The 20,333-nt window shown below is 54.7% G+C and carries 44 protein-coding genes; 40 read left to right on the plus strand and 4 right to left on the minus strand.

Features of this window, described 5'->3' with window-relative positions; all coding sequences use genetic code 11:
- The first annotated feature begins 108 nt into the window (after window positions 1-108).
- Both BBA90_RS02230 and BBA90_RS02235 read left to right on the plus strand, forming a co-directional pair.
- On the plus strand, window positions 109-300 hold the full coding sequence (locus tag BBA90_RS02230) for a hypothetical protein (protein ID WP_065647726.1): 192 nt from the start codon (window positions 109-111) through the stop codon (window positions 298-300).
- A complete protein-coding gene (locus BBA90_RS02235; protein WP_065647727.1) occupies window positions 291-488 on the plus strand; it encodes a hypothetical protein in 198 nt (65 codons plus the stop codon). Before BBA90_RS02230 ends, BBA90_RS02235 begins: the two co-directional genes overlap by 10 nt.
- Here the strand turns inward: BBA90_RS02235 and BBA90_RS19240 are convergent.
- On the minus strand, window positions 466-618 hold the full coding sequence (locus BBA90_RS19240) for a hypothetical protein (RefSeq protein ID WP_167350651.1): 153 nt from the start codon (window positions 616-618) through the stop codon (window positions 466-468). The two genes, BBA90_RS02235 and BBA90_RS19240, sit on opposite strands and share 23 nt — an antisense overlap.
- On the opposite strand from BBA90_RS19240, the gene BBA90_RS02240 reads away from it, so the two are divergent.
- From BBA90_RS02240 to mazF, 19 genes are all read left to right on the plus strand, one after another.
- The gene (locus BBA90_RS02240; RefSeq protein WP_065647728.1) at window positions 617-823 is read left to right on the plus strand and encodes a hypothetical protein; all 207 of its coding nucleotides are present in this window, start codon (window positions 617-619) and stop codon (window positions 821-823) included. The two genes, BBA90_RS19240 and BBA90_RS02240, sit on opposite strands and share 2 nt — an antisense overlap.
- On the plus strand, window positions 810-1,013 hold the full coding sequence (locus BBA90_RS02245; RefSeq protein ID WP_139074154.1) for a hypothetical protein: 204 nt from the start codon (window positions 810-812) through the stop codon (window positions 1,011-1,013). Before BBA90_RS02240 ends, BBA90_RS02245 begins: the two co-directional genes overlap by 14 nt.
- Before the next feature lie 8 nt (window positions 1,014-1,021).
- Window positions 1,022-1,207 carry a hypothetical protein gene (locus BBA90_RS02250; protein ID WP_139074155.1) on the plus strand — a complete coding sequence of 62 codons (186 nt, stop codon included), beginning with the start codon at window positions 1,022-1,024 and terminating at the stop codon, window positions 1,205-1,207.
- A 10-nt stretch (window positions 1,208-1,217) separates the two neighbouring features.
- On the plus strand, window positions 1,218-1,436 hold the full coding sequence (locus BBA90_RS02255; protein WP_065647731.1) for a hypothetical protein: 219 nt from the start codon (window positions 1,218-1,220) through the stop codon (window positions 1,434-1,436).
- A 98-nt stretch (window positions 1,437-1,534) separates the two neighbouring features.
- Entirely contained in the window at window positions 1,535-1,729 is a 195-nt protein-coding gene (locus BBA90_RS02260; RefSeq protein ID WP_065647732.1) for a hypothetical protein, read from the plus strand.
- 14 nt (window positions 1,730-1,743) lie between these two features.
- On the plus strand, window positions 1,744-1,911 hold the full coding sequence (locus BBA90_RS19245) for a hypothetical protein (protein ID WP_167350652.1): 168 nt from the start codon (window positions 1,744-1,746) through the stop codon (window positions 1,909-1,911).
- Window positions 1,912-2,024: 113 nt separating this feature from the next.
- Window positions 2,025-2,174 carry a hypothetical protein gene (locus BBA90_RS19250; RefSeq protein WP_167350653.1) on the plus strand — a complete coding sequence of 50 codons (150 nt, stop codon included), beginning with the start codon at window positions 2,025-2,027 and terminating at the stop codon, window positions 2,172-2,174.
- A gap of 53 nt (window positions 2,175-2,227) precedes the next feature.
- Window positions 2,228-2,410: a hypothetical protein gene (locus tag BBA90_RS02265; protein WP_065647733.1), complete on the plus strand. Its 183-nt coding sequence runs from the start codon at window positions 2,228-2,230 to the stop codon at window positions 2,408-2,410.
- Complete coding sequence (locus tag BBA90_RS19255) at window positions 2,394-2,555, plus strand: hypothetical protein (protein WP_167350654.1); 162 nt, start codon at window positions 2,394-2,396, stop codon at window positions 2,553-2,555. The genes BBA90_RS02265 and BBA90_RS19255 overlap by 17 nt, the downstream gene beginning before the upstream one ends.
- Window positions 2,536-2,730, plus strand: coding sequence for a hypothetical protein (locus BBA90_RS02270; RefSeq protein WP_065647734.1), 195 nt, complete (start codon window positions 2,536-2,538; stop codon window positions 2,728-2,730). The genes BBA90_RS19255 and BBA90_RS02270 overlap by 20 nt, the downstream gene beginning before the upstream one ends.
- Before the next feature lie 394 nt (window positions 2,731-3,124).
- On the plus strand, window positions 3,125-3,331 hold the full coding sequence (locus BBA90_RS02280; protein ID WP_065647736.1) for a hypothetical protein: 207 nt from the start codon (window positions 3,125-3,127) through the stop codon (window positions 3,329-3,331).
- Window positions 3,328-3,534: a hypothetical protein gene (locus BBA90_RS02285; RefSeq protein WP_065647737.1), complete on the plus strand. Its 207-nt coding sequence runs from the start codon at window positions 3,328-3,330 to the stop codon at window positions 3,532-3,534. The genes BBA90_RS02280 and BBA90_RS02285 overlap by 4 nt, the downstream gene beginning before the upstream one ends.
- Window positions 3,521-3,706 (plus strand): hypothetical protein, encoded by a 186-nt coding sequence (locus BBA90_RS02290; RefSeq protein WP_065647738.1) that lies wholly within the window; start codon window positions 3,521-3,523, stop codon window positions 3,704-3,706. The genes BBA90_RS02285 and BBA90_RS02290 overlap by 14 nt, the downstream gene beginning before the upstream one ends.
- A 155-nt stretch (window positions 3,707-3,861) precedes the next feature.
- Window positions 3,862-4,062, plus strand: a complete 201-nt coding sequence (locus BBA90_RS02295; protein ID WP_065647739.1) for a hypothetical protein — start codon at window positions 3,862-3,864, stop codon at window positions 4,060-4,062.
- Window positions 4,063-4,523: 461 nt separating this feature from the next.
- A complete protein-coding gene (locus BBA90_RS02305) occupies window positions 4,524-4,781 on the plus strand; it encodes a hypothetical protein (protein ID WP_206099881.1) in 258 nt (85 codons plus the stop codon).
- Window positions 4,782-5,284: 503 nt separating this feature from the next.
- Window positions 5,285-6,094, plus strand: a complete 810-nt coding sequence (locus BBA90_RS02315; RefSeq protein WP_065647742.1) for a hypothetical protein — start codon at window positions 5,285-5,287, stop codon at window positions 6,092-6,094.
- On the plus strand, window positions 6,091-6,255 hold the full coding sequence (locus BBA90_RS19260) for a hypothetical protein (RefSeq protein WP_167350655.1): 165 nt from the start codon (window positions 6,091-6,093) through the stop codon (window positions 6,253-6,255). Before BBA90_RS02315 ends, BBA90_RS19260 begins: the two co-directional genes overlap by 4 nt.
- Before the next feature lie 67 nt (window positions 6,256-6,322).
- Window positions 6,323-6,577, plus strand: a complete 255-nt coding sequence (locus tag BBA90_RS02320; protein WP_065647743.1) for an AbrB/MazE/SpoVT family DNA-binding domain-containing protein — start codon at window positions 6,323-6,325, stop codon at window positions 6,575-6,577.
- The gene (mazF, locus tag BBA90_RS02325) at window positions 6,577-6,900 is read left to right on the plus strand and encodes an endoribonuclease MazF (RefSeq protein ID WP_065647744.1); all 324 of its coding nucleotides are present in this window, start codon (window positions 6,577-6,579) and stop codon (window positions 6,898-6,900) included. The genes BBA90_RS02320 and mazF overlap by 1 nt, the downstream gene beginning before the upstream one ends.
- Here the strand turns inward: mazF and BBA90_RS19625 are convergent.
- Window positions 6,889-7,260, minus strand: coding sequence for a S24 family peptidase (locus BBA90_RS19625; protein WP_075050695.1), 372 nt, complete (start codon window positions 7,258-7,260; stop codon window positions 6,889-6,891). The genes mazF and BBA90_RS19625 overlap by 12 nt on opposite strands.
- A gap of 69 nt (window positions 7,261-7,329) precedes the next feature.
- On the opposite strand from BBA90_RS19625, the gene BBA90_RS02330 reads away from it, so the two are divergent.
- The 7 genes from BBA90_RS02330 to BBA90_RS02350 all read left to right on the plus strand — a co-directional run bounded on the left by BBA90_RS02330 (window position 7,330) and on the right by BBA90_RS02350 (window position 11,689).
- Window positions 7,330-7,551 (plus strand): hypothetical protein, encoded by a 222-nt coding sequence (locus BBA90_RS02330; RefSeq protein WP_065647745.1) that lies wholly within the window; start codon window positions 7,330-7,332, stop codon window positions 7,549-7,551.
- A gap of 237 nt (window positions 7,552-7,788) precedes the next feature.
- Window positions 7,789-8,040, plus strand: coding sequence for a hypothetical protein (locus BBA90_RS02335; protein WP_065647746.1), 252 nt, complete (start codon window positions 7,789-7,791; stop codon window positions 8,038-8,040).
- Between the two features lie 105 nt (window positions 8,041-8,145).
- Window positions 8,146-9,354 (plus strand): DNA-directed RNA polymerase, encoded by a 1,209-nt coding sequence (locus tag BBA90_RS02340; RefSeq protein ID WP_065647747.1) that lies wholly within the window; start codon window positions 8,146-8,148, stop codon window positions 9,352-9,354.
- An 11-nt stretch (window positions 9,355-9,365) separates the two neighbouring features.
- Window positions 9,366-9,488, plus strand: coding sequence for a hypothetical protein (locus BBA90_RS19575; protein WP_276203820.1), 123 nt, complete (start codon window positions 9,366-9,368; stop codon window positions 9,486-9,488).
- 52 nt (window positions 9,489-9,540) lie between these two features.
- Window positions 9,541-9,681: a hypothetical protein gene (locus BBA90_RS19265; protein ID WP_167350656.1), complete on the plus strand. Its 141-nt coding sequence runs from the start codon at window positions 9,541-9,543 to the stop codon at window positions 9,679-9,681.
- Complete coding sequence (locus BBA90_RS19270) at window positions 9,678-9,824, plus strand: hypothetical protein (RefSeq protein ID WP_167350657.1); 147 nt, start codon at window positions 9,678-9,680, stop codon at window positions 9,822-9,824. Before BBA90_RS19265 ends, BBA90_RS19270 begins: the two co-directional genes overlap by 4 nt.
- A gap of 1,568 nt (window positions 9,825-11,392) precedes the next feature.
- Entirely contained in the window at window positions 11,393-11,689 is a 297-nt protein-coding gene (locus tag BBA90_RS02350) for a hypothetical protein (protein WP_065647749.1), read from the plus strand.
- Between the two features lie 163 nt (window positions 11,690-11,852).
- On the opposite strand, the gene BBA90_RS02355 is transcribed toward BBA90_RS02350, so the two are convergent.
- Both BBA90_RS02355 and BBA90_RS02360 read right to left on the minus strand, forming a co-directional pair.
- Window positions 11,853-12,122, minus strand: coding sequence for a ribbon-helix-helix protein, CopG family (locus tag BBA90_RS02355; protein ID WP_065647750.1), 270 nt, complete (start codon window positions 12,120-12,122; stop codon window positions 11,853-11,855).
- Window positions 12,112-12,756, minus strand: coding sequence for a division plane positioning ATPase MipZ (locus tag BBA90_RS02360; protein WP_065647751.1), 645 nt, complete (start codon window positions 12,754-12,756; stop codon window positions 12,112-12,114). Before BBA90_RS02360 ends, BBA90_RS02355 begins: the two co-directional genes overlap by 11 nt.
- Window positions 12,757-12,974: 218 nt before the next feature.
- On the opposite strand from BBA90_RS02360, the gene BBA90_RS02365 reads away from it, so the two are divergent.
- The 12 genes from BBA90_RS02365 to BBA90_RS02420 all read left to right on the plus strand — a co-directional run.
- Window positions 12,975-13,241, plus strand: coding sequence for a hypothetical protein (locus tag BBA90_RS02365; RefSeq protein ID WP_065647752.1), 267 nt, complete (start codon window positions 12,975-12,977; stop codon window positions 13,239-13,241).
- Complete coding sequence (gene dut, locus BBA90_RS02370; protein ID WP_065647753.1) at window positions 13,225-13,674, plus strand: dUTP diphosphatase; 450 nt, start codon at window positions 13,225-13,227, stop codon at window positions 13,672-13,674. The genes BBA90_RS02365 and dut overlap by 17 nt, the downstream gene beginning before the upstream one ends.
- 106 nt (window positions 13,675-13,780) lie before the next feature.
- On the plus strand, window positions 13,781-14,239 hold the full coding sequence (locus BBA90_RS02375; protein ID WP_065647754.1) for a hypothetical protein: 459 nt from the start codon (window positions 13,781-13,783) through the stop codon (window positions 14,237-14,239).
- A gap of 16 nt (window positions 14,240-14,255) precedes the next feature.
- Complete coding sequence (locus BBA90_RS02380; RefSeq protein WP_139074156.1) at window positions 14,256-14,636, plus strand: hypothetical protein; 381 nt, start codon at window positions 14,256-14,258, stop codon at window positions 14,634-14,636.
- A gap of 98 nt (window positions 14,637-14,734) precedes the next feature.
- Window positions 14,735-15,751: an AAA family ATPase gene (locus BBA90_RS02385; protein WP_065647756.1), complete on the plus strand. Its 1,017-nt coding sequence runs from the start codon at window positions 14,735-14,737 to the stop codon at window positions 15,749-15,751.
- A gap of 30 nt (window positions 15,752-15,781) precedes the next feature.
- Window positions 15,782-16,963, plus strand: a complete 1,182-nt coding sequence (locus BBA90_RS02390) for a vWA domain-containing protein (protein ID WP_065647757.1) — start codon at window positions 15,782-15,784, stop codon at window positions 16,961-16,963.
- Window positions 16,964-17,023: 60 nt separating this feature from the next.
- Window positions 17,024-17,239: a hypothetical protein gene (locus tag BBA90_RS02395; protein ID WP_065647758.1), complete on the plus strand. Its 216-nt coding sequence runs from the start codon at window positions 17,024-17,026 to the stop codon at window positions 17,237-17,239.
- 598 nt (window positions 17,240-17,837) lie between these two features.
- A complete protein-coding gene (locus BBA90_RS18530) occupies window positions 17,838-18,110 on the plus strand; it encodes a DUF1653 domain-containing protein (RefSeq protein WP_075050696.1) in 273 nt (90 codons plus the stop codon).
- The gene (locus BBA90_RS02405) at window positions 18,055-18,441 is read left to right on the plus strand and encodes a zinc-finger-containing protein (RefSeq protein WP_206099882.1); all 387 of its coding nucleotides are present in this window, start codon (window positions 18,055-18,057) and stop codon (window positions 18,439-18,441) included. The genes BBA90_RS18530 and BBA90_RS02405 overlap by 56 nt, the downstream gene beginning before the upstream one ends.
- 65 nt (window positions 18,442-18,506) lie before the next feature.
- Window positions 18,507-18,701 carry a hypothetical protein gene (locus tag BBA90_RS02410; protein WP_065647760.1) on the plus strand — a complete coding sequence of 65 codons (195 nt, stop codon included), beginning with the start codon at window positions 18,507-18,509 and terminating at the stop codon, window positions 18,699-18,701.
- Entirely contained in the window at window positions 18,701-19,051 is a 351-nt protein-coding gene (locus BBA90_RS02415) for a hypothetical protein (RefSeq protein WP_065647761.1), read from the plus strand. Before BBA90_RS02410 ends, BBA90_RS02415 begins: the two co-directional genes overlap by 1 nt.
- A 36-nt stretch (window positions 19,052-19,087) precedes the next feature.
- Window positions 19,088-20,333: ATP-dependent DNA helicase (locus tag BBA90_RS02420; protein WP_065647762.1), on the plus strand; the 1,246-nt coding region annotated here is incomplete at its 3' end.

Below are 20,333 nucleotides of genomic sequence, written 5' to 3' on the forward strand. Positions count from 1 at the left end.
CATAGCGCACCAAGTAGAGGAAATGGGCCTGAGCTCATCAGCATTTGCTGCAGCACGCACAATAATCACTATATATGACCTGCACCGAACTGAATTAAGGAGTGAGTCGTGACAGTCGATACAAGCAGCGAACCGTTTAAAGCCGGTGCGATCCTGCCGCTGCTCTACTGGGATTTAACCGGGCGCATATGGAGCATTCTTCATGAGACGGCAGTTAAGAAAAAGCTGCCTCAGCCCTTTTATCCAGCGCAGCTGGCCGATGCAATGTACCCGCAGAATGAGGATAAATCATGGAGCTAATCGATACCGGCAACTGGTATATCAAGCGCAGAAGCGATGGCCTGTGGTTCGCCGGCTTTGCTGCCGATAACACACCACGCTTTGCCGATCGCAACAGCGCCAAGCCCTACGCTACAGAGGCGGAGGCGAAGCTGCAGGCTGACTTTTTACCCGGAGAAAGCCATGTCACTGAACCAGCTGCTGACTGAGCTCAGCACCAATATGCGCATAGGCAACCCCATAATGGGAATGTGGATAGACCTGCGTAATGCGCACCATGCCCGCACCGGTGAGCTTCTCAACGGTGCTCTCATTGCCATGACTAAGAGGATGCAGCATGAGAACCATTGATGTGCTCTACCACATAGTGCAGGCGAGGGCGCTGATGCAGTCGCCGCTCATCACCGAGTTCAATCGTCTGGAGCAGCGCTACCCGTTTAACCTGGATATCCATCCCTGCCTGAGGGCGATATGCACCAGCTGGCACATTCTGCGTGAAGACATTAAAGCAATGAGCCGGGAGGAACACCGTGAACACAACTGATCTGATGGCGCTGTTCTTCGATAACGCCTTTGACCACATAAAGCCGGTTACCATGGCATTACATGATGAAGGGAAGTTCCGCAATCAGCGAGAATACAGCGTGGCGAGCAGCTCTATCGATCATGGTTCATTCTTCTTTTACACGCTCCTCAGGAAGATGCAAAGCGTGAGGCATGCGGTATGCCATTGAGCGCGCTGATGCACGAACTACTGCAGCAACCGGATATGGCCCACCTGCTGGGCGTGAGCCTTTTGAGAAGCGCCCGCTCTGCGGTGTGGAGTGACCTTGATGCTCTCTCAAAAGCTGAGGAGGCAAGTACCCTGCTGCGCATCTTCGAGCTCGAGTATGTTCAGGATCTGCAGGGCATGAATTATGAAGTATGAGGTGTGAAGTATGAAAACTGCCGACATCATGTGGCTGCTGCTGAAACCAGAAAGCTATAAATGGCGACATATCGCAGACACTTTCATCGATCTGGATGCGAAAGTCAGTACTATTGCACACGCCGGATATTATGAAATGGCCTCCCTGTTGCTGTGGGAGCGCCACGAGTTCGGTGAAATCGCCGGCTCGCTGGTGGGCAAGCATTATGAGCCGCGCCTCGTATACTGAGCCCTGAGAAATAAAGCCTTTTAAGATTCGGCCTAATCCTGATTAAATGCGCTGCGCCGTATGCTATGGGGACCCCTCAAAGATACGGAGCATCACCCATGCGCATTAACGAAATCCTGAACGACATGATCAGCAGCACGCAGAACACCGCGCCGGCCGGTATCCTGGATAGCTTCTACCAGCTGTCCCAGAAATACCCGTTCGCCCTCTACATGGAGAACGCCGACGAGCTGGTGCGCAACATGGGTGATTACCGCCAGCTGTGTAAGCAGATGCAGTACCTCTACCACTGAGCCAGGAGGCCATCATGAACGCTGCAAACATCGTTTGGGAGCTGAGTACCGATGCGCGTGCCTGGGTTGGTCTTACAGAGAAACTGCCCGACCTGGACCGTCAGTTCAGTCGGTGCTTTCCGCTGCTGCAGACCCTGATAGACATTGATGAGGAGCGTCACTCGCCCGATGAAGCTGTATGAGTTTTACCTGAACTGGCACGATGAATCATCCGTACTGCTCTGGCGCGTGCTGAATGCCGGCAGAGAGCCGCTGCAGTTTGATGAAGCCGCTGTAGCTGCGGAGGAGTTGGTCAATGCGTATTCCTGACTGGTTCATCACCTTCCAGCTACAGAGCGGTGACAAAATCTGGCACACCGTTATCCGGCTGATTGAAGCCGATTGCCTGCACTGGCACGAAGCCATCGAAGACTGCGAAAAACTCACTGCCCGCACCGCCGGCTAACCGATATACTCCCGCTGACCCCTCGATCACGCATCAACACGCGAGGGTTCCGCATGTATACACCACCCGCCACGGCAACCGCCCTGGACATCTACCTGCTCATGTACCCCTGGCTGTGGGAGCGCCTCTTTGAGAGCCTGCTCGCCGCCGGCGAGGAGTATCAGAAGGTGCAGCTCGCACCCACGTACGCGCTGGCCCGCCAGCTAAAAGGAATGAAGAATGGCGAAATCCCGTGACCAGCTGGTCGCCTGGATCGTAAATGAAATGCTCAGCCAGACGTATTGCGTCACGTCGCTGATGCAGTGCTGCTTTGAGCCGCACATAGTCTGGCCGGCCAAAATGCTGGTGCAGGAGATAATAAATGATCCTGCTGGCCTCTGAGCCCACTCTACAAATCGTGGAGCTGGTGCTGGAGGATGTTAACTCTCCGGTATGGGATCTGCTCTGGGTTAAGCAAAGTTCAAATAGTGAATTTGGGTTAAAACTGGACCAACTATATGATTTGGTTTCAGATCTTATCGAAGCATTTACAACTATTAGGATAAGTCTGGTTTGATCTGCGTTGCGGCAACGTCTATAAAGTGGGGATCACCACTATCAGGTTCACCCAATATGGACATTGCATCAATACTGAGCGACATGACTTCCCCGAAATTTCCGGTGGCCATGTGGGCGCTAAACATGAAAGTTTCAGAGCATATGGATGATGTGTATCTTGGTGCATTGCTCCCCATGATTAAGGAAATGGCCTCATGCCGGAAAGATCTGCCGCATGCGTTCTCTCCCTTATGCTCCGTGACGCCGATGCACAGCATCGAATAGCGCTCAACTGGCGGATACTCTACTGTACGCCACTGCCTAAGCAGGCCATCTCAGATATACTGCGCATGAAACCCGTCGAGTGATCGGCGGGTTTTTCTTTTGCCCGTACCTATCCGGAGACAACCCCCATGCGGCTCATCGACGTCCTGCAGCTGATGCACACAGCACCCACTGAATCCAGCCTCTGCCAGCAACACAACATCCTGCTTTGCGAAACCGATCGCGACACGCATCAGCATGTGAGCTGCGCGAACTGCCCGATCGGCGCGACGCAAAAAGCGCACTGGACCCTGCACAACCTGCCGCGCCCGCACCTGCTGGATGACCTGAAATGAACCAGCTGATTGAGGTGCTCACCCTGATTCAGCGTACCGAAGGCGCAAACAACTGGGATATCTGCGATGAGATCCGCAGCTCGCTGTCTAATATGCGCGTCTGCCCGCTGGGCGCCGGCGCCATAGGCGACCCGCAGTGTAAGGGGTGTGCGCTGAACCAACATGCCGACTGGCTGGAGGATCTGCTCGTTGAAACTCATTGAGATCCTGCAGCTCACTGCCGGCAAATTCGATACCGGTAAGCATGACCAGTCATATTGTCAGCTCCTGTCGAACCATGACATCACACTGGAATGCCGGGATGTAGCCTGCCATAACTGCCCGCTCAACCGTAAGCGCCAGCTGCTAAAGGAGATGGACGTTGCGACTCATTGAGATACTCAACTTCATGGACGCCACGAAAACTGATAGAGGTAACCTGTGTAACAGCATAAGCAACACGATGAACCGCCACCCGGTGCACTGTCAGAATGTCGATTGTGAGCAGTGCCCGCTTACCAGGCGAGCTGACTTTATACAGGAGCTGACCCATGCGCTTGATATCCCTTCTGAACCTGTTTTCCGATCGTACGCCAGGCCGGCTTAACCTTTGCGTTGAGCTCGACGGCGAATTTGGCAAGATGGCCATGGGCAAGTTTGACTGCACGATGGCCACAACCTGCAGCAATTGCCCGCTGCTGACCAACCGCTACCTCGAGGAGCTCACCGGTGAAGATGATCCATGTGCTTGACCTCATCGGCGACGGTGAGGAACGCGAAGACACCTGGCTACCGTTTTGCGAACTCGTAAACGACAGCCAGTGTCTTGACCGCAGCGGACTTATAGAGTGCCGCAACTGCCCCCTGGAAATCCGACCTGCCAACGTGAGTGCCCTGGCCAATGCGACTGACTGAACTACTTAACCTGATCCGGTCACACCCCATCCCTGATGACGGTACCGGAGAACCCCGGGATTTGTGCAGTGAACTCAGCGATCGCCACTGCGCCATTGGCGCCAATCCCACGACAGGTGCCCTGTCTAAAATCTGCAATCAGTGCCCTCTCGTACGCGCGCGCGGGATTATCACGGATATGGCATAAAATATTTAAGATTATTCTGGTTTTTTCTGTCGGCTTCGTCTAAATTCCCGCCCCGCGGCTTCGCCGCTGTTGGTTTTTGCTTTTTCTTTGTTCTATTTCAGGAGACAACCTATGCGCCAGATGGCTATGCACATCGTCAATTCCGATCGTAATGATATGACCGGAAATGAAGTGAAGGAGAAGCCGCAAGGCTTCGGGTACAAGGTCCATTATGACCGCCGTACCCAGCAATGGAGTGTATCTACCGGCACGCGCCTGCACCTGATCCAGCGACTGTCCACCAGCAAGTTCTACTACGTGGATATGAAGCCATTCCGGTACCTGCGTGACGCTGTCCTCCAGATCCTGTTATTGGATAAAGTGATTTGAAAACGAATAAGCTGATTGCCATGCTCGGCCTGCTCCGCCAGGCCCAGACCGTACAGACCTCAACCCTGTGCGTGAGCGTTGACTGCCCTGCAGATAACTGCGAGGACTGCCCCCTGGAATTTGCAGGCAACGCCGGCAAACAGCATCTCCTGAAGGTGCTACAGAGTGACCCTTTCCAGCCTGCTGTATGAGCTGATCGCTGATAACGCTGCGACATCACTGTGCCAGAGTCGGACATTCAGCTGCGTGCAAATCGCCTGCTGCAACTGTCCGATGAACCAAAGCCTCCCCGGCTTCGATACCTCAACTCACCTAATAAGCAAACTACCGCATGACACTTACGCAGATCCTGAATGAAGCCTTCCACTCTGAATTGCTCCCGCACGGCAACGACCTGTGCGGCTTCACGAACTGTGATTTCGTCACCTGTGATAACTGTCCGCTCGCCGGCCCAAAGGTCGCCATGCTGAGCGGTAACCGACATATTGTGGAGATACTGAACGATGCGATACGAAACCCAGCAGCTCATTGAACAGCGCTTTGCCAAGTACCAGACCCTCCCCCTGCTCCGCAACGAATTCACCACCACTCCCCAAATCATGCAGATCATCAACAGCCTGGGCCTGCCAGACGGCTTCGTCGTCGAGGTGCTGGTTCAGCTGGTGCTGCACCGCCGTGCGCCAGCCAACGTGCTCGTGGGCATCCTGGCGCGCTTCTTCGACGGCGATCACCAGCAGACCGCCAGCGCGCTGGAGTACCTCGCGGTCAACACCGAGCTGCTGATGCTCGACCCGCAGACCCTGACCTTCATCGTGGTGTTCGACGTCAGCCCTGATGTGAAGGCGCTGATGCACCAGTATCAGTACCTTCCACCGATGATCGTCGAGCCTGAGCCGGTAACCGGTAACCGCGGCAGCGGGTACCTGAACCAGCGCAATGACTCGCTCATCCTCAAGGACAACCACCACGAGGGTGATATCGGCCTGGACAGCATCAACCGGTTCAACCGGGTGCCGCTGGCGCTCAATCAGCGCGTCATCAAAACCATCCGCAACAGCCGTAAGAGCCTCGATCGGCCAAAGCAGGATGAGAACTTCCAGGACTACCGCAAACGCGTCGAGGCGTTCGAGCGCTTCGAGAAGGACAGCATGCTGGTGTTCGCCACCCTGGTGAACGAGGGCAACCGCTTCTACCTCACCCACAAGGTGGATAAGCGCGGCCGCACCTACTGCCAGGGCTACCACGTCAGCTATCAGGGCAACGACTACGCGAAAGCGGTACTCGAGCTGGCCGACGCGGAGCTGGTGGAGTGAAGCTGCTGATCCTCCTGGATGAGGTCGCACTCGCCGGGGAAGTCCTGCCCGCTGCGTTGCGCCGCCAGGCATCTGAGATTCTGGGCTGGGATAACCCCTATCTGTTCATAGAGGACTTCATCTGGCAGCTGATCGGCAACAACAATACCTCCCACCTGTAGATACGTTTGTTGATACATTGCCCAAAAAAGGGTAATGTCTATACAAATGTATAAACGGAGAATCACTATGCGCCAGACAATCAAACGCTGGGGCAACAGCCCAGCAGTGCGGATCCCCGCAAACCTCATGGCTCTGATGGAGATGGATATCGACGAAGAAGTCGAGGTCACTATCCAGAAGGATGCCCATAACGTACCGCGTCTGGTAATTGAACCAGCGCGCAACATCGTCACCCTCGATATGCTGATGAGTCAGGTCACGCCTGAGAACACGCATGGCGAAGTGGACTTTGGAGAAGCTCAAGGTAAGGAGATCTGGTAATGCCCTTCATTCCCGATGCCGGAGACATCCTCTGGCTCGACTTCACTCCTCAAGCCGGGCATGAGCAAGCTGGCCGCAGGCCGGCGCTGGTCATTAGCCCGGCGGTATACAACCGCATTGGCATGATGGTATGTGTTCCGCTCACCACCAAAATCAAAGGTAACCCCTTTGAAGTGCCGATCGCCGGCGCACCCGCTAACGTTGCCCTGGCAGACCAGATCCGTAATCTGGACTGGAAGGCCCGCGACGCTAAGCCCAAGGGCAAAGCCACCGCAGCAGAACTCGAAGCTGTCCGCGCCAAAGCGCGCCTCTTAGTGGGCTGATCGCCGCATTGCGTTAATGCAGTGAGTCACTACCCCAAAGCAGACGGTCACATCCCCATCCAGCTCCTCAAGCTCCGCCGCTAACCGCTGGCCCGGTGTGGTCAGATCCCACAGACCAGGGACCGGGCTCGAGCGGTATCGGACAATACGAAATGTATTCCCAATCCGGGCCACCAGCACATTCCCATCTGATGGCTTCAATGCACTGTCAACGACGAGCAGCGATCCCTCGAATATCCCCGTTTCCGGCGCGTTTAGCCCGGATTTGAAAAGATAAACTGATGAACGGTGCGTGGAGCACAGCTCATTAAGTGATAACTTGCGCTCGGCGTAGTCCGTTGCTGGTGAGGGGAATCCCATTTTGGTCGTCCATTCCACTGTATGTCCATACAGTATAGATCCAATTGAAGCGAGAAAGAAAGAGCTGAAATGAAAACTGCTGAGGTACTGCTGGCCATCAAACACGTCGCTAACTACGGGAGCCCGAGCGGAAAGATGTTCGCTCACCCGGTCTGCAACCTGCTGCAGACCAATCCCGCCGGCGACACCTGCGACTTCATGCGGTGCGCAGCCTGCCCTCTGGCGGCAATCTACTACCCAAAAGAGGACAAACTATTAGCCGCACTGGAGGAAATCTACGAACAGGCGTAGACTGTGCCGCCTTACGCGGTGGAGCCACAAATGAAAATAGGAGAAATCCTAGTTTTAATGCATCACCAGAACAGAAAGGACACTGGTTTCGATGAGCTGTGGGAACCCTGCCACGCAGTGCGCATAGGCGCCGAGACAAAGTGCAAGGCGATCCCCGTTCACTGTGCCAACTGTCCTTTTTGCTGTTCAAATTTTTCAAGCGATACACCACTATCGATTTTCATGGAGACGTAAAAAATGGCTTTAACCCGTATTGAGCAACTGATCAAAATCACCCAGCTGATTAAGACCATCCCGGCAGAAATGGAGAAACACTTCTGCTCAAAGAACCCGAAGTGCTCAGTCGAATGTACCGGCGAAAAAGGCAATGCCGACGGTAGCCGTAACATGGCCAACTGCCCGCTGTTTGGTAAGTCAGATGAAGACATCGCCACCGAGCTGAACACCGACTACAACGTCGCGCGTATCCTCGGCCGCATTACCGACTAAGCCTAACCTACTGATTTAAAGAGGGAGCCCAGGTGGCTCCCTTTTTCATACCTATTATTTGTGAATTCATACTTCACACTTATTACTTATCACTGGAGATTCCAAATGCAGCACTTCACTGGCAAGCAGTACCTCATGATCGACATCGCCAACAACTTTGGTCTGGACGACCAACAGTACGATGTCCGTCTGAACTGGTTCAGAGAGAACGAGCATCATCTGGAATCCCTTGTGCGTGACGCAGAGGAGCCAGCACAGTTCCTCGCCGGCGTGATGGCCTGGCGCGATACCCTGGCGGGTATCCCGTCCGGCTACATGGTTGGCCATGACGCGTGTGCCTCAGGCATTCAGATCCTGGCCGCACTCTCCGGATGCAAAACGTCAGCCGCCAACTGCGGCCTGACCGGTAAGAAACGCCAGGACGTCTACACCAACGCCTACGCGTGGATGAACGAGAAGCTCAGCACCGTCGGTACCCTGATCCGCAAAATCGTTAAGAACGCGCTGATGACCTCGATGTACGGCAGCCAGCGGCAGCCTAAGGATGCGTTTGGCGAAGGCACCCCGAAGCTCAATTGCTTCTACGAGATGCAGGATGTGATCCTGCCAGGCGTCCGCGCCCTGCGTGACGATATCCAGTCTCTGTGGCAGCCGTTCGCAGAGGACCATTCCTGGACCCTGGCGGATGGCGTGGACGTTGTAATTAAAGTCAAAGAGAAGCTGGTGACCGAGGTATTTATCCTGGATCAGCCTGTAAACGTAGAATTCTATGTAAATCAGGGCACTGAACGTGGTATATCACTCGTCGCCAACGTAACCCACTCAGTGGACGCTTTGGTTGTCCGTGAGATGGGACGCCGGTGCAACTACGACCGTAAGGCCGTAGAAGCCCTGCAGAGCCTCTCATGGCTCGATGTAGGTACAAGGGAAGATCGTCGCAAGGATCAGCAGCTACAGCGCGTTATAGCGCGTATGCGGGCCTCTGGCTTCATGAGTCTCGTGCTAGTGGAATACCTCGACCAGGAGAACTACGGGCTCCTGAGCGCCGAGGAGCACCTCGAATTGCAGTGTTTGCTTTCTTCCCTGAGTCAGCACAAGCCGTTTCACCTGGTTTGTGTTCACGACTGCTTCAAATGCCACCCGAATTACATGAATTGGGTGCGCTGGCACTACATCGAAATCTTCTCGCAGATCGCCCGCAGCACCATGATGAGCGATATCGCGAGCCAGATTACCGGAATGACAATCACAGTTGGCAAGCTCTCAGACGACCTCCATGAGGCGATCCTGGAAGCGGAATACCCATTATCGTAAGGAAATCCTTGATGAAAACAGCAACACAGTCAGTACAAAACAGCAGCTCAGTCTTCACGCTGCGCAAAGTGGTTATGTTCTTAGCGGCCGGCGCATTTGTCGCCTGGGCGCTCGCCGAAATCTGGCTGTCGTAATAACCACTGGTCATCCCTTCGGGGATGGCCATTATTTTTTTCAGGAGGCCATATGCACGTCATCGACATCCTGATCGCCATGCAGTGGGACGCAGACGAGCATAACTACACCGAAATCTGGGAGCCTCTGGAAAGCCGGCACCGCGACTGCAAAGACGTCTGGTTCTGGCTGATGCGCTGGGAGGGAGCATGACACTCCGCGAAGTGATAGTCAGCATGCTGCAGGCGCTCGACGACAAACAGGATTACGTGGTTTGTCTGGCGCGAATAGGTCACAACGTCACGTTTGAAATCGAGACATTTGCCGAGGGTTTATGCGACTCGTTGAACTGTTGAACCAGTTTGATCATGAGGATCATCTCGAAGCCTGGATAGACGTCTGGGCAGCATGTTGCCTCATGGAATACCCGGGCGAGACGTTGCACATGACCCTGCCAAAGCTCGTACTGAACATGCAAAATTCAACCAATTGTGCCATTCCTGTACCCTCATCGAGTTAACTATCCCAGCGTAATATGCGCCTGGGTTCGCTTGTTTGCATAGTGAAACTGTTTCGGATTAATCCTAAAAAACGGCATAGCTTACCTAATGCCCCCAAGGTGATATTAATCAACCCGGAGCGAAGCGACCACGTCAGTCACTTATCTTTTGACCCTAAGGGTCAGCCAGCAGAGAGTGCAATCATTGGTAAAACTCTAACTTTATCAGGTACCTGTTATCGTACGGCGAGACGGTGACAGAGCCTGCTTTTGGTGGCAGGGACCATATCACGTGAACCTGTTTATCCTGTCGGAGACCGGGGCTCAGTCCTTAGAGTCTTACTTGCAGGGATGAGTTAATGTCTGGTTTCGGTTTTGGGGAGTCCGCCGGAGGTGACAAGCCTTCCTGCGCTTGCTAGGATGTGATTGCTACGTCAGCATCCGTTAGGTTTCGGTGGATGGTGAGTAGGAAGTTGGGGAACTCTCTACTCAGGGCCATTCCAGCGCCTAGCAAGTACCTGCGGATACGAATGTAACTAAGCCTCGTGATTATGTCACGGGGCTTTTTTACGTCTGGTGATCTGGCAACTACTGGAAAGATCCTCTATGCACCTGCGTGATCTGATCCGCCAAGTGTTTGTTAACACTGACGATCAAACCTTCAACACAATCATCTCTGCAGCCACAAAACACGATAAAATCTCCGTTGAAATAATTCTGAATATTTTGAGAGAGCTATGCGGATAGTCGAATTAATCACCATTCTGGATGAGCCAGAGTACATCGATGCCTGGTCTGAGGTCTGGTGCCCTGCTGTCCGGTCAGTCACTGGCAACGGTTCCCGGATAGCCCAGCTCTGCCTGGTTGCGGCAATCCATCTCAGTGAGTTCTGTGCCAATCGGGGTGTGCATGAGAGCCTATGAAATCTTCCTGCTCATGCCCCAGGTACTCGACGACCGGGACTGGAAAGTTGTCTTCCCCCTGATTTGCCCACCCACCATAGGATTTAACGCTGTATGGGATCTTGCAGAACTGATCTGCGTTGTACCGACGTTCTCTCGCTGATGCATGGCCGCGCGTATTACACCGGCGGCTGGGGAATATTTATCGAACAAACCTGGCTCGCTGTGTGCCCGAAGGCGTCAGAGAAATACGCTGAGCACCAGGCGCGCCAGCTCATGAGAATCGTGGAGGGCATGTGCGGCTATGCGACCTGATTTACCAGATGCTGTATTACCAGCCTGGTGAACCCCGGGATGAGGGAAGACACGAGATTCGGGCCATCGGCCCGGAGCGATGTGTCAATTCCCGAATCCATAACCTCTGGGCTGAATCTGATGCGCATGTGTCCCAGCACCCTGTCTGGACTTACACGGCATTCGCCCGGAAGCTATCCCTGGCACTGAGTAACCTGCAGGGGGCAATGTGACCAAACTGAGTGACATCCTGACAGACGCGCTGTTTACCGGGCGCAGCATGGGGTACCTGGCGTTTCGATTCTGGGGACCAGTGTGCGAAGGTTCCAGGAAATCGGAAGTGGAGCGGCAGCTGGGCGACACAATGGCGCACGTTGTGAACGCACCCTACCGTGCAGCTGGCCAGAGCGGGAATTATTTTTTCTGGCACACACTCAACACTGTGATGGACGATATCTATGCCTGCGAAAACCCGGAGCGTCGTGAACGCTTTGTTCAGCTCGAAAAGGACATTCGCGGATGGTGAGTCGGCGATGGACCATAACTTCTGTCCGGAGTGGCTCGGCAGCAGCCTGTTCAGGCGGTTCAGCATCGACGGGCAGGATGTGTACCAGGCCGTCGATGCGCTGTATGCAATGTGTGAAGTATGAATTACGAAGTGTGAAGTATGATTTCACACTTCATAATTATTATTTGTGAAGTATGAAGTAATCCTCAACCGCGGCGCGCACAATGGCGCTGACGCTCCTGTGATCGTGTTTCGCACGCTTATTGGCGATAGCCGTATTCTCCAGCTTATCGAGCATGTCCTGTGGTAGGGAAATGGTTGTCCGGGTCAGTTGTTCTGGCTCGGGCTTCTCCTCTCCGTACGCACGGTCCGCCAGGCGATCTGCCAGACGGTCAGCTGCATCTGAGCTCACTGCCGGCGCAGCAGCCCTTTGTAGTTTTTTAAGCGCCACCGAATACCTCCTCCACCAGCGCCAGAACTTCGTTCTTGGCGTTCTCGTTATCACTTTCAACGGCGCCTTTCCCTTCTGGAATGACGTCGCGGTAAATCTTGCGGTAGCTGCTCACGCTCTGTAGCGGGACAACACCGGCAATATCACTGACGAACTCGAGGAACTCATGCCGCTCGTTACCCTTGATAACCGGGTTAGTGGTGGCGATAGCCTGATAGACCCAGGCTTTCAGATCGGGGTTCAGATCACGTATGGCCACCAGCTGTTGCTCGAGCTCCTGGAGCGTTTCCATGTCGAGCTGTGAGCACTGGTGCGGGGCGATAATCTGGTGGGCAACCGTGCAGCCGGTGATCAGCTCGCGGCTGTTTCGGCCGGAGACGTCAACGATGACGTGGTCAAACTTCTCGTTCAGGGAGCGCAGCGTCTGCGAGATGTTGTCTCTTTTTTCCACGAGAGTGATGCCGGCACTGAGTCCTGCGTTTTCGCGGTTCGCGTACCATTTCGACACGGACCGCTGCGCGTCCGCGTCTACAAGGCACACGTCCGCTCCACGCAGGGAGAGCGCCACAGCGATATTGATGGCTGTGGTCGATTTGGCTGCCCCGCCTTTGTTGCACCCTACGATTGTGATCATGATTCCCTCATACTTGTGAATTCATCAGTGTGAAGTAATAAGTATGAATTATGAGGTGTGATTTATGACATTGGGATTTATCCTAAAAGACGCCCTGGAGACGGGATTTGTCACGGGCTATCACGGTGCTGCGGTCTGGCACGTACCGGACTGGGTACCGCTGCACGTAACTGAATTCAACGCATACCTCAGCGCCTACGGCCTGCTCAAAGGAATGTATGACCCTGAAAGACGTAATCATCCCCATGCTGTGGGTAGGCTGGAATCATCCATTCTGGTATGTGCACCCGGTGGTAGCCTTTGCGGCGCCGAGTAACACGCCGGCAACTGCGCACTGTGACCTCCTGCTCCAGGAGATGTACGAGCTGCCCGAGCTGGGCCCTGAACTGGACGAGATGATCACTCTCGACCTGGACGAATCTGAGCCAGATACCTGGTATAACCACATTCACCTGATAGAGGTTCCGCATGAAACTGCCTGTTGAAATCAAAATTATTAACCCTGCAGCTGCTGTCCCGGTGCGCGCCACCGAAATGTCTGCAGCTGTGGATCTGCGTGTGCAGCTGGACGGCTGCGAGGCAGTCACCATTGAACCTGATATGCAGGTAGTACTCGGTACCGGCCTGGCCATCAACATTGGCGATGCCTCCTGGTGCGCCATGATCCTGCCGCGCAGCGGTCTGGGCGTGAAAGGCGTGGTGCTGGGTAACCTGGTTGGCCTCATCGATGCCGATTACCAGGGCGAGCTGAAAGTCTGCATCTGGAACCGCAGTGCTGAGCCAGTCACCATCACCAACAACGATCGCGTGGCGCAGCTGCTGTTCGTGCCGGTGGGTATTCCTGACTTCAAATTAGTCGAATCGTTTACTCCGACAGCACGCGGAGAGGGCGGTTTCGGGAGTTCCGGTACCTGCTAAAAATTGGCGTTGCTTTTTTGGCTTTAAGTGTTTAATTTACGCGGCCTGCTGGCTTTTAGGATAATTCCTAAAGACGGCGGGCCGTTTTACTTTCGGAGAGTTACTAATGGGATGCGATATCCACTGCTACGCAGAGAAGCGCGTTGATGGTCAGTGGCAAAACCTGAACACCGTCAGCGAAGATGACGGCCAGACCTATCTTGAAAACGATCAACGATTAACGGGCGGTCAGGATTATGGTCTTTTTGGGCTTTTGTCCGGTGTCCGGCGTGAATGGGAAGTGCGCATTATTCCAGATGCCGATATGTGCGTTCCGGAAGACGCCAGCCCGGAAGTAAATGATGAGTACGAAAGAGGCTATTGCGACTGGCATACCGAAGGGTGGCTCAACTGGCAGACCCTGCTCGATGCTCAGCAGGACATCAATATCAACGTGATGATGGGAAAAATCGAACCATCAGCCAAAGACGGCGTCGAGGAGCTCATGAGTGGCTTCAAAACGATTGCCGATCACCACAATCTTAACGTCAGAGAGATGAGAATCGTCCTCTGGTATGACAACTAACACAGGAATCCCCACTGTGACTCAAACTACATTCGTACCGCAGCTGAACAAACACTATCACCTTCACGTAGAGGGCATGGAGCACTGCTTCAATGGCCAGGTGATCGCAGTAACCAAAGACTGGTTCATCATCCGTGATGAAGAAGCAGATCACGAGCAGGCGCTGCCGAAGGAACTCGTTACCTCATCGCAGGAGATCACCCCGGTATCTGCCGAGGAGAAAGCCGCGCGTAAAAACGCGCTGGCTGATAAGCTCGCTGCCCTGAAAGTGCTGTTCCCGAACGTGCCGGAAGAAGTCGTCAGCGCACTAATGACCATGGTTGAGCGTAAAGGCTTCAACATGGCTGAGGTGCAGATGGAAATCTTCGGTTCCCGCACCCGCCCAACTGCACATTAATAGCAGTTCCTGATCTGAATCCAAACGCTGGCAAATGCCGGCGTTTCTTTTTCCCGTGGCCTGACGGCCGGACCTAATTTTGTTTTGGAGACACTGCGATGAACCTGACTTTAAACCCAACCAACCTGAGCGCTGCAATCATCCGTATCCTGCAGGCTGGACTCGTTCCCTATGTAGAAGGCAGCCCGGGCGTTGGTAAATCGAACATCATCCACTCAGTTGCGCAGCAGCTGAAACTGAAAGTCATCGACCTGCGCCTGAGCCAGTGCGATCCGACTGACCTGATGGGCTTCCCGAACGTGCAGGGCGAGAAGGCGCGCTATGTGCCGATGGAGACCTTCCCGGTTAAAGGCGACGATGTGCCGGTTGGCTATGAAGGCTGGCTGCTGTTCCTGGATGAGTTCCCGTCGGCAAGCCGCGCAGTACAGGCAGCTGCCTACAAGCTGGTACTGGACAAAATGGTTGGCCAGCACGAGCTGCACCAGAACGTGGCCATCGTCTGCGCCGGCAACAAAGCATCCGATAAGGCGATCGTAAACTCGCTGTCCACGGCAACGCAGTCCCGCCTGGTTCACCTCGAATTGGCGGTAAACCTGGACGACTGGACCGCCTGGGCATCTGCCAACGGTATCGACAGCCGCATCATCGGTTTTCTCAACTATAAAACCAGCCTGCTGCATAAGTTCAGCCCGGATCACCAGGATAAAACTTTCCCGTGCCCGCGCACCTGGGAGTTTGCAAGCCGCCTGTCTGTGAACCAGAGCGTCAGCATGAAAGACCTGCCGCTGTTCGCCGGTACCGTAGGCCAGGGCGCAGCGCAGGAATACATCGCGTTTGCCGAGCTCTACCAGTCGCTGCCGCGCATCGAGGAGATCATCAAATCTCCGGAGACCGTGAACATCAGCGAAGAAATCTCCATCCGCTTTGCGATCGCCACCTACGTGGCAGACCACATCAGCGAAACCAACGCCGAGCAGGTCACGAAGTTCCTCGACCGCCTGGACGTGGAAATGCAGGTGGTGGCGTATCGCCTGGCGCAGTCCCGCAAAGCCGCGCTGCTGGGTAATAAAGAAGTGTATGGCCGCCTGGTAAAGCTCGCGACTTACCTGAACTAATTTTTCTTTTTTGATTTTTTGGAGACTGAGATGCAAGACCTCAAAGATATGTACGATCGCGCCAAAATGGGGCTGTTCGCTAAGAAGGGTGCGATGTTCATCAGCACCCTGTATTTCTCCCTGAAAATGTCGTGGGACGAGAGCATCCCGACCGCGTGCACTGACGGGCATGTCCTGAAAATTAACCCTCAGTTCTTCCAGAAAATCTCCAAAGAAATGCGCCCGACGCTGCTGGCTCATGAAGCCTGGCACGTCGGCCTGCTGCACCCGTTACGCCGCGGCAATCGCGACCCTGAAAAGTGGAACGCAGCGTGCGATTACGCCATCAACATCATGCTCAAGGATCTGGGTTATCACTTTGACCCGAACCTTGGCCTGATTGATGACAAATACCGTGGCCAGACCGCCGAGCAGATTTACGATCAGCTGCCGGATGGCCCGGGCGACGGCTCCGGGTTCAGCAACATGGGCGGGATGGGTTCAGACCTGTCCAGCCCGCAGGGCAACGGTCCGAAGGATCCGAGTCAGCCTGATAAGCCAGGCCCGCGCATGAGCGGCCTGAGCGAGCAGGAGATCGAAAACCAAATCATCGCGACCCTGGTGAAAGCGACGATGGCCTCCAAAATGTCCGGCAAGGAAGCTGGAGTCATTCCGGGTGACCTGGAAGCGTACCTCGATGCAATGCTTAACCCTAAGCTGGCGTGGGAGACGATCCTGGAAAACCACATGAATGACCTGATAAAGGATGACTACTCCTGGTCCCGGCCAAACCGCCGTTTCCTCCCTGAGTACTATCTGCCCTCACAGTTCGGTGACGGCCTGAGCCGCATCAACTGGTATCTGGATATCTCTGGTTCAATCACGGATAACCAGGGAACCCGATTTAACAGTGAAGTGCGCCACGTTCACGAGCGCTTCACTCCGAAGGAGACCAATATCATCTCCTTCGATACCCGTATTCAGGATGAATACCGGTTTACTGATGATGAGCGGTACACCGGCCTGGAGTTCCATGGCCGCGGCGGTACCGATCTCGACTGTGTGTTTGAGCATGCCCGGGCAAACCCGCCAGACCTGATGATTGTGTTCTCAGATCTGCACTGCCGGCGCATCACTGAGGAGCCACCGTTCCCGGTTATCTGGATATGCGCGGATAACCCGAATGGGACCGTGGAGTTCGGGCGCCTCATTCACATGGACACCGACGAATAACAACAAAGCAGTAGATTGTCTCCTTGCCCCCTCGTGGGGCACTTTTTTCATGGAGTAGTTATGAGTCTCAAACCAATACAGAAGGCGGCGCTCTGGCGCCGTATCGAGCGTTACCGCGATGCGATGATCGACGACGCGAATAAGGGCGGACTGGTCAGCCTGGAAGAACGCGATGAAGTTGAAATCGAAGCGGCGGACGCTTCCCGATCGCTTCTTCTATATATAGAAAGAATTTCGGCGAAGCCAGTTGATGGCGGAGAGGGGCGGCCCGGGTAATTCCCGGGCTCTAATATAGTACTGCTGTGTGTAGTCGCCCTCGCCAACCAGCAGGTCATCTCAAGGGCGGTGTCAATGTACCTTGTATTACCCGGTAACAATATAGCGAAGATCTTAAAAGTAGGATTTTTGCTAATGGCGATAGGATTTATCTTAATTTTATCGTACCATGCGCGATTAATGATTGCCCATCGTAACGATTGTAATGAATGGCAGCAGCGAACCGGTAATGCGATTTACTGGCTCGACGGTGAATGCTACTGGGTGGTGGCTGGGAAACTTGAACCAGCGCCATACCTGGCTCCCGAGCTGTCACATGCCCGACCTGTCGATCTGAGTGGCATGCGCTCCGTCCGGTACCCGTACGGAAAATGCACGCCCACTACGTACGACTCCTCTGGTAAAGCCTGGTCCGGAATCTGTGAAGCCACGGATGCTGACCCGGAATCCTATCTGTTTACGGTGGCTCCCTTAATCGGAGAGTAACCATGCGCGGCTTCTGCTGCTACATCTTAGGCGTTACCGTCACTGGCCTGTTCGCAACCTCAATGCTGACAGTCATGATGATCTACGCCTTCCTTTGGTCAAAAGGAGCAATATGACGATCGCTGTTCTGCCCGGACAACACTGGGCGCATTACAACGGCCAGCGCTACTCAGTGCTCCTGCTGACTAACCAGCAGAGCACGCAGGAGCGTTACCCTGTCACTGTGGTGTACCAGAACGTGGATAACCTCACGACCTGGTCACGCCCGCTATCTGACTGGCACCGCAGCTTTACGCTCGTTGCCGATCGCAACCCTGAATCTGAGGCCCATGATGAGCAGTCCGTGCCCCTACTGCAGCAAAACCCCCAAGCTGGTCACCGGTAAAGAACTTTTCCCTCATCTCCCCAAACTCAGCAGTAAACAGTTCTGGCAGTGCAAACCCTGTGGCGCCCACGTCGGCTGTCATCCCAACACCAACCGCGCCATGGGCCCGGTAGCCAACGCCGAGCTGCGCAAAGCGCGCACCGACGCGCATACGGCATTCGATCCGCTGTGGAAGCTCAACTATATGGAACGCAACGCGGCCTATAAGTGGCTGGCTGAAACCATGGGCATCGACGCCAAAAAAGCCCACATCGGGCACTTCGATATCGACCAGTGCATGATGGCGCGCGCCGTCAGCATTGAAAAATTTCAGGAACTGATGATGTCCTGATGGACTTCTGGATCACTTTCCGTAAAATCCCGTGACGCTAATTTGTCTATAGGATTAATCCGAAAGTGAAAGATATTGTTGATATTGCCAACGAGCGTATGGAGGTAGCCCTGGCGGCTGCCCTGACGCACCGCAAACCCACGCTCAAGCCGAAAGGCGTCTGCTACAACTGCGACGAACCAATCCCTGGTATCTACTGCGACGCCGATTGCCGTGAAGATCACGAGAAGCGCGAGCGCAACGCCATTGGACGCCGCTAATGCCTAAGTTCCGCCACAAAAACATCTGTACCCAGAACATCCAGTTCATCATGGCTACCATGCCCGACTCCGATAATAAGCAGCACCTCATGGAGCTGACGCGCTTTATCACGTCGATTCTGCTAGCGATGCATAACAGTTCCCTTTCACCCCGCTTTGCCGCGCTCACCTGCGCCCGGAGCATTCTGTTTCGCCAGCGAGGCGTGACAGCCAAAACCCGCAGGGTTTTGCTGGCGATCGCCGAAGCGCAGCGCCCAGAGCAGGTCATAAAGGATCTGATTGTTTCCATCAACACTATCGAGGCCGACTACGCCCGCAAAATCAGCAGCGGGCTGTTTTCGGCTGCGTAGTGCGCCATCAACTCAAAACCCGGGAGGGGTATCTGAATGACGTTAACCAATGACCAGCAGAATGCGCTGGCCAACTTCACCGCGTTCATGCTCAGTGACGCGCGTTTCATGGTGCTGCGCGGGCCTGCTGGCACCGGTAAGACGTTTGTTCTGAAAGAGATGATCCAGTCTCTCAAAGAGCCCAATGGCGTCATGGCGCTGATGGGCGGCCAGCCGATCAAGAAAGCCATGGTCACCGCCACCACCAACAAGGCGGCCGAAGTGCTTTTCGACGCCATGAAGGGCACAAAGGGCGTGAAGGAGGTCACCACCATCCACAGCGCCATGAAGCTCAGCATCAAAAATGACTTCGATAACGGCACAACTCGCCTGGTGAAGTCGAAGGAATTCCAGATCGTGCGGAACACCCTGATCGTCATCGACGAGTGCTCGATGGTGGACAAGCAGCTCCTGAAAATCCTCAAAGAGGGTACCGTGAACTGCAAATTCCTGTTCATGGGTGACGAGTGCCAGCTGGCCAGCATCTTTGAAGACGAGAGCGAGGTATTCGCGCTCGACGGCTATCAGGTGCAGATGGAGGAGCCTGTCCGCAACCGCGGTGTGCCGGCGCTGAAAGCTGTCTGTAAGCAGCTGCGCACCATGGTGAAAACAAGCGTATTCACCCCCGTGGTTCCCGATGGCCAAGCCATCGTCTACCTCACCAATGAGGAGATGCAGAACCGGCTGCGGACCGACTTCATTCTCCAGGACAGCACCAATAAGCGCATCCTGGCGTACTCCAACAACCGGGTGCAGACGTACAACGCCTACATTCGTGAGGAGCGCGGTCTGCCGCGGGAGTTCCAGCCAGGCGAAACGCTGGTGTGCAACAACGTGGTCATGCACGACGGTACCAGCACGCGTGTTGAGCAACTGTTCACTGTAAAGAGTACCGGCGCCGTATATCACGACCCGGACATGCTCAAAGAGTTCGGCTGGGAGATCCCCGTTTATAAAGTCACCACCAGCTGCGGCGAATCGCTGATCCAGCCGGTTGACTATGAGCAGGTCACCTGGGCGCTCAAGCAGCTGCAGAAGCACCGGGCCTGGGAGCCTTATTTCCGCTTTAAGCAACGATTCTCCGATCTGCGGATGCCCCAGGCGTCCACGGTCTACAAAGCGCAGGGCTCAACGTATGACGAGGTGTACATCGACCTCGGCGACATTGGCAACTGCCGCAACCCGATGCAGACGCTGCGTATGCTCTACGTCGCATACAGCCGCGCCGCCAAGCGCGTGTTTC

It is taken from the genome of Pantoea eucrina (assembly GCF_001691555.1).
Classification (GTDB): domain Bacteria; phylum Pseudomonadota; class Gammaproteobacteria; order Enterobacterales; family Enterobacteriaceae; genus Pantoea; species Pantoea borealis.